Genomic DNA, 6,236 nt, shown 5'->3' with positions numbered 1-6,236 from the left:
GTTACCCATGTGAGAGTAAGTCATCGCCAGCTCATTATTCAAAATCCCCCTGCTAAAAAGCAGGGGGATTTCTTTTTTTATAAAAAGAAAAATAAAAATCAATCTGCCAGGTCTTCTAATTAACGTTCTCGCTGCTCTTTTTTTATTTTCAGTGTTAAGTTAAAAGCCAAGATAAAAACTAAAAGAGGGAATATAAAATGTCGGTACAGGTTTACAGAAAATGTCTGATCAGTTGCTGTGCTTTAGTATTGGTAGGCTGCCATGCAGAGAATCCTTCACCTTCAGGCAGAGCTACTGATTCTGCTACCGTAAGGTCCAATGCTGCTCAATCTGCTCATCCCATTACGGTTTCCCCGTCCTACACAGTCGAAAAAATTGCGGAGTTTAATGAACCTTGGGCCTTGGTTGAATTGCCCGATCAGCGTTTATTGATCACTGAAAAAGCAGGACAATTAAAGCTGTTTAATCCAAAAAATCGTAACAGCCAAACGATTCAAGATCTTCCCAAGGTCGCTTATGGTGGACAAGGTGGTTTGGGCGATGTTGCCTTGCATCCTGATTTTGCCAAGAACCAGTGGATATATCTCAGTTATGCCGAGCATGGACAGGGCGGATATGGTGCAGTGGTGATTCGTGGCCGGCTGGATTTAAATCAAAACCGGCTGACAGAAGTGAAGCGTATCTGGACTCAAGTACCTAAATTTAAAGGACAGGGGCATTATGCGCACCGTCTGTTATTCGGATCGGATGGTAAACTCTGGATCAGTTCTGGTGAGCGCCAGCAATTTGATCCCGCACAGGATCTGCAATCCAATGCTGGCAAAATAATTCGCCTGAATGATGATGGATCTATCCCTAAAGATAATCCATTTATGAGTCAGGGAACGATTGCACAACAAATTTGGAGCTTAGGGCATCGTAATCCCTTAGGTATGGCATTTGACCCACGAGGGAAACTCTGGGTGATTGAAATGGGACCTAAGGGGGGAGATGAGCTGAATAAAGTGATCAAAGGTAAAAACTACGGTTATCCTCTGGTCTCGAATGGCGACCATTATAATGGTAAGCCGATCCCTGATCACCATACCCGTCCGGAATTTGAAGCCCCTGTGCTGGACTGGACGCCTGTGATTTCTCCTTCAGATCTGCTGTTTTATACAGGCAATATGTTTCCAGCCTGGAAAAATAAAGCCATTATTAGTGGTTTGTCTTCTAAAGCCATTATTGTGGTAGATACTGCACAGTCTCCAGTGAAGGAAGTCCAACGTCTGGATATGAAACAGCGTATACGCGGTGTTATTCAGGCTAAGGCAGGTCATTTGTGGGTAATTGAAGATGGTCAGCGAGCGGGCCTGCTCAAGATGAAAACACCTTAATTTTTTTAAAACTAATGATATTTTCGATACTCAAGTATCAGCTATCTGCTTCACCACTCAACTTATTCCTGTTGAAGGCGAAAATACCTTTTCTACTCTCAAGATCAAAGAAAAAGGCCCTTACTGTTGTTAGGGCCTTTTCAGATTTTGAAGGATCACTGCTGTGATACTGCATAGCCTTTTGCTAGTGCTATTTTTATTGTTATTGCAAGACGCCTTGTCTTGGTAGGTTCTCAATATAAGTCTCTGCTTACTCTGCTAAATACTGCAGTTTGGTAAATACTGTGGTAGGTCAGAGCAGAGTTCGGCATCGACCATTCACTTAAGCACTGACATATTGAATCAGCTTATCCAGTGCAGATTTCAGGTTTTTAGTATCAAACTGATTGCCTTGGAAAGAATAATCCTTATTTCGGTTAAAGATGTCACGGATTTCGATCACAGCATTGGTATCTATCATACCGAGCTGGGTGGCCACTTGGCGAATCTGGTCAATCGATCGTGAACCATTGGTGGCACCATAACTCACGTAGGCAGCAGGTTTGCCTTGCCATTCTTTAGCGAGATAATCCAGTGCATTTTTCAGGGCAGGGCTATAACCATGATTATATTCCGGACTAATAAAAATAAAGGCATCAGCAAGTGCAATCTTATCGGCCCAATCCTGCTGTTTAGGCTGGTCATAAATTCCGGTCAAAGGCAGATTGGCACCAGCAAACAGAGGTAAATCCCATTCTTTTAGATCGACAATTTCAGCTTCTACCGTGCTAAACCCTTGGCTTTTAATTTCCTCTAAGGCCCAGTGAGCGACTTTAATGGCGGTACGGCTTTCACGAATGCTGCCCACAATAATATAGATTTTCATGGTTTTTCCTTTTCTTATGAGGAGAGAGTGCCACCCTAATCGATTTTACCAAGATGCAGTAGCAGAAGTTTGTATGGATTTTAAAAAAAGCTCCTTCAGGAGCTTTTTTTAAATATTAGAGAAGGAGGGAAGTTTTACATCAATTTGACACCCTGCTGGCCTGCAGGTGTGACCTTGAATATTTCCACTTCAAACGTAATATTTTTGCCAGCCAGTGGATGGTTGAAATCCACCTCGGTAATATCATCATTGACCGATTTTACTACACCGTACAGGGTAGTTTTAGCCTTGTCCTCAAACTCGATCATATGGCCTTCGATTGGACGTTCGCCAAACTTGACTGTATCGAATTTCTGTACATTTTCCGGGTTCCATGGACCAAAAGCATCCTCTGGTGGCAAACTGACCGTACGGCGGTCACCGGCACGCAGACCAAACAAGGCCTTTTCAAAGCCTGGTAACAGGTTGCCATCTCCAATCGTTAGGCTTACCGGTGCTTCACGGCTGCGGGTATTGTCAATTTCTACGCCATTTTCAATAGCGACCGAAAAATGAAGCTCGACTTTAGAGCCGTCTTCAACACGAGTTTCCTCGTTAGGATGAATAAAATCAGTCATGTTGCGCCTGTGCACGTTGAATTCGGTGTTTTTCCAGGAAAAACGTATCGATCAGCATCAGAATCGTGCCCAAAGTAATGGCACTATCTGCAATATTAAAAGCAGGGAAATGGCTATTTTGGTAATACACGTGAATAAAATCGACCACATAACCCAAATAGATACGATCAATTAGATTCCCAATGGCACCGCCTAGAATCAGGGCAATAGCCAAGGGTAATACCTTCATGTGTTTAGGCATACGCATCAGCCAGAACACGAAAATGATAGACACCAAAGCTGCCAGTGAAGTAAAGAAATAACGTTGCCAACCGCCTGCATCGGACAGAAAACTAAAGGCAGCGCCATAGTTATGCAGTAATGTCCAGTTTAAAAAGGGCAGCACCGGAATCGGATCTGCGTAATTCAGATGCGTAACGGCAATCCATTTAGTCCATTGATCCAGAATAATGGCCAGAATTGCCAGTCCGATCCACCACAAATTGTGCGGATAGAACTGGAATAAGCCCTTTTTATGCTGTGGATTAGGCATATTTTCTCTCTTCGCCTTGGCCTGTTGGAAGGTTAATAATACAACGACCACAGAGACCTGGATGTGACACATGGGTATTCACATCAGGCAGTACATGCCAGCAGCGTACACACTTCTCTCCATCGGCAGCTGAAACTTTTACATTCAGCCCTGCCAGATCAGAAGCTTCGCCCTGTGCAGCATCAAAGTCGTTGACGATCACTTGTGAGGTAATCAGAACAAAACGCAGTTCATCATCCAGTTTATCCAGGACCGCTTTCAGTTCATCATTGGCCCACAGCTCAACTTTGGCCGACAGGTTTGAACCTACAGTTTTGGCGCCGCGTGCAGCTTCAATAAACTTGTTCACCGCAGATTTTACTGAAATCAGGGTCTGCCATTCTGCTTCTGTTATCAGGTTCGCAGTTGATGCCACTGGAATCTCATACCATTCTGCTGTAAACACATATTTTTCTGCCTGCTCAGGAATCAGAGGCCACGCCTCTTGCGCAGTAAAGCTTAAAATCGGTGCCATCCAGCGTACAAAGGCTTGGACCAGATGGTACAACGCAGTTTGCGCCGAATGACGGGCCTGTGAATCGGCTTTGGTGGTGTACTGACGATCTTTGATGATGTCGAGATAGAAACCACCCAAGTCATTGATACAGAAGTTAGTCAATGCACTGGTCACGATATGGAAATTCATATCTTCATAGGCTTGCTGAATAGTTTTTTGCACGTCCGTCGCACGTTGCAGAATATATTGATCCAGCGCGATCAATTGATCGACAGGCAAGGCATCTGTTGACGGTTGAAAGCCATTCAGATTGGCTAATAAGAAACGCAGGGTGTTACGGATACGGCGGTAACCATCAGATGCACGGCTAAAGATTTCTTTACCGGCAGTCATTTCATAACGGTAGTCGGCAGAGGCAATCCAGAAACGTAAGCCGTCTGCACCCATATCTTTAATGATGTCTTGTGGGGTAATGATGTTGCCCAAAGATTTGGACATCTTGCGGCCTTTCTCATCAACTACGAAACCATGCGTCAACAAACCTTTGTAGGGTGCACGTTCATTGATGGCAATCGAGGTCAGCAATGAAGACTGGAACCAGCCACGATGCTGGTCTGAACCTTCCAGATACAAGTCAGCAGGATCAGTCAGTTCTTCGCGTTCACGTAGCACGGCAAAGTGCGTTGTACCAGAATCGAACCACACGTCTAGGGTATCGCGAACTGCATTGTAATGTTCTGCATCGGCGCCGATGAATTCAGAAGCATCCCGGTTATACCAGCCATCAATGCCTTCTTTTTCGATCAGTTGAGCCACTTCCTCAATCAGCTCAGGCGTACGTGGGTGCAGTTCATTGGTGTCTTTATGCACGAAGAATGGAATTGGCACGCCCCAGGTACGCTGACGTGAAATACACCAGTCTGGACGGCCTTCGATCATTGCTTCAATCCGGTTCTTACCCCAGTCCGGCACGAAACTGATTTCATTTTCAATTGCATTCAATGCTTTTGAGCGCAAGCCTTTGGCATCCATGCTGATAAACCATTGCGGTGTAGCACGGAAGATAATTGGGGTTTTATGACGCCAGCAGTGCGGATAGCTGTGTTTGATCGGTACATGGGCCCACAGTTGCTGGCTCTCAGCAAGGGCAGCAATAATTTTTGGGTTGGCTTTATAGATGTGTTCACCTGCAAAAATAGGTGAAGTAGGTAAATACACACCATTGCCGCCCACCGGGTTATCCACTTTCAGATTGTATTGCAAGCCGACTTTATAGTCGTCTACACCGTGGCCAGGCGCAGTATGTACTGCACCGGTACCGCTGGTGGCAATCACGTGTTCACCTAAAATAACCGGTACTTGGCGTTCAGCAATTAAAGGATGCTGTAATTGCAGGTTTTCCAGTTTTGCACCGGCAAAGTCTGCCAGAACTTCCACTGTGCCAAAGCCATAACGTTCTGTTGCAGACTCCACCAAGTCTTTTGCCAGAATGAAGTTTTGATCTGCTTTTTCTTCGCCGCGGGCTTTGACCAGTTGATATTCAATTTCGGCATGCACTGCCACCGCCTGGTTGGCCGGCAGTGTCCAAGGTGTGGTGGTCCAGATGACGATATCAGTTGTATCAGCAACTTCAATGCCTAAACGTGCAGACAAATCTGCTAAATCCACTACGGTAAAACCGACATCAATGGCGTCAGATTTTTTATCTTCGTATTCAACTTCAGCTTCAGCCAATGCTGAGCCGCAGTCCAGACACCAGTTCACCGGTTTCAGACCCGGTTCGATGTGACCGGCTTTGGCAATCGCACCGAGTGAACGAACAATATCGGCTTCCTGTTTGAAGTTCATGGTCAGGTACGGATTGTCCCAGTCACCAAACACGCCCATACGGATAAAGTCTTTTTTCTGTAATTCGACCTGGGTATACGCATATTCACGGCAGTGTTTACGGAAGGTTGCCGCATCAACTTTGACGCCGACTTTTCCGACTTTTTCTTCGACTTTGAGTTCAATCGGCAGGCCGTGACAGTCCCAGCCCGGTACATACGGTGCATCAAAGCCGTCCATTACACGGCTTTTAACGATAATATCCTTCAGGACCTTGTTGACCGCATGGCCCAAGTGAATTTGGCCATTGGCATAAGGAGGGCCATCATGAAGCACATATTTTTTCTTGCCAATACGCGACGCACGAATCTGCTGATAAATGTTGTCGGCATACCACTCTTCTAACCATTTCGCTTCACGTACTGCCAGATTTGCCTTCATTGCAAAGTCAGTACCTGGGAGGTTTAGCGTGGCTTTATAATCCACTGCATTTTCAGGAGTTTGCTTATCGCTCATGCAAGTT

General features: G+C 45.4%; 5 protein-coding genes. 1 reads left to right on the top strand and 4 read right to left on the bottom strand.

Features of this window, described 5'->3' with window-relative positions:
- The first annotated feature begins 197 nt into the window (after nt 1-197).
- A complete protein-coding gene (locus NI461_RS08650; RefSeq protein ID WP_174660514.1) occupies nt 198-1,376 on the top strand; it encodes a PQQ-dependent sugar dehydrogenase in 1,179 nt (392 codons plus the stop codon).
- Nucleotides 1,377-1,698: 322 nt separating this feature from the next.
- On the opposite strand, the gene NI461_RS08645 is transcribed toward NI461_RS08650, so the two are convergent.
- The 4 genes from NI461_RS08645 to ileS all read right to left on the bottom strand — a co-directional run bounded on the left by NI461_RS08645 (nt 1,699) and on the right by ileS (nt 6,229).
- The gene (locus tag NI461_RS08645; protein WP_151205316.1) at nt 1,699-2,241 is read right to left on the bottom strand and encodes an NADPH-dependent FMN reductase; all 543 of its coding nucleotides are present in this window, start codon (nt 2,239-2,241) and stop codon (nt 1,699-1,701) included.
- A gap of 134 nt (nt 2,242-2,375) precedes the next feature.
- Complete coding sequence (locus tag NI461_RS08640; protein WP_151205317.1) at nt 2,376-2,858, bottom strand: peptidylprolyl isomerase; 483 nt, start codon at nt 2,856-2,858, stop codon at nt 2,376-2,378.
- The gene (lspA, locus tag NI461_RS08635) at nt 2,851-3,390 is read right to left on the bottom strand and encodes a signal peptidase II (RefSeq protein ID WP_151208186.1); all 540 of its coding nucleotides are present in this window, start codon (nt 3,388-3,390) and stop codon (nt 2,851-2,853) included. The genes NI461_RS08640 and lspA overlap by 8 nt, the downstream gene beginning before the upstream one ends.
- On the bottom strand, nt 3,383-6,229 hold the full coding sequence (ileS, locus tag NI461_RS08630) for an isoleucine--tRNA ligase (RefSeq protein WP_253157050.1): 2,847 nt from the start codon (nt 6,227-6,229) through the stop codon (nt 3,383-3,385). Before ileS ends, lspA begins: the two co-directional genes overlap by 8 nt.
- Between the last annotated feature and the right edge of the window lie 7 nt (nt 6,230-6,236).

The sequence above is a fragment of the Acinetobacter sp. S4400-12 genome (genome assembly GCF_024129495.1).
Classification (GTDB): domain Bacteria; phylum Pseudomonadota; class Gammaproteobacteria; order Pseudomonadales; family Moraxellaceae; genus Acinetobacter; species Acinetobacter lwoffii_C.
This window is presented reverse-complemented; position numbering and strand designations above follow the sequence as displayed.

Bases quoted from the DNA above. Each gene is read 5' to 3' on its own strand.
- NI461_RS08650 (WP_174660514.1), top strand. From the start codon at position 198: ATGTCGGTACAGGTTTACAGAAAATGTCTGATCAGTTGCTGTGCTTTA.
- NI461_RS08645 (WP_151205316.1), bottom strand. From the start codon at position 2,241: ATGAAAATCTATATTATTGTGGGCAGCATTCGTGAAAGCCGTACCGCC.
- NI461_RS08640 (WP_151205317.1), bottom strand. From the start codon at position 2,858: ATGACTGATTTTATTCATCCTAACGAGGAAACTCGTGTTGAAGACGGC.
- lspA (WP_151208186.1), bottom strand. From the start codon at position 3,390: ATGCCTAATCCACAGCATAAAAAGGGCTTATTCCAGTTCTATCCGCAC.
- ileS (WP_253157050.1), bottom strand. From the start codon at position 6,229: ATGAGCGATAAGCAAACTCCTGAAAATGCAGTGGATTATAAAGCCACG.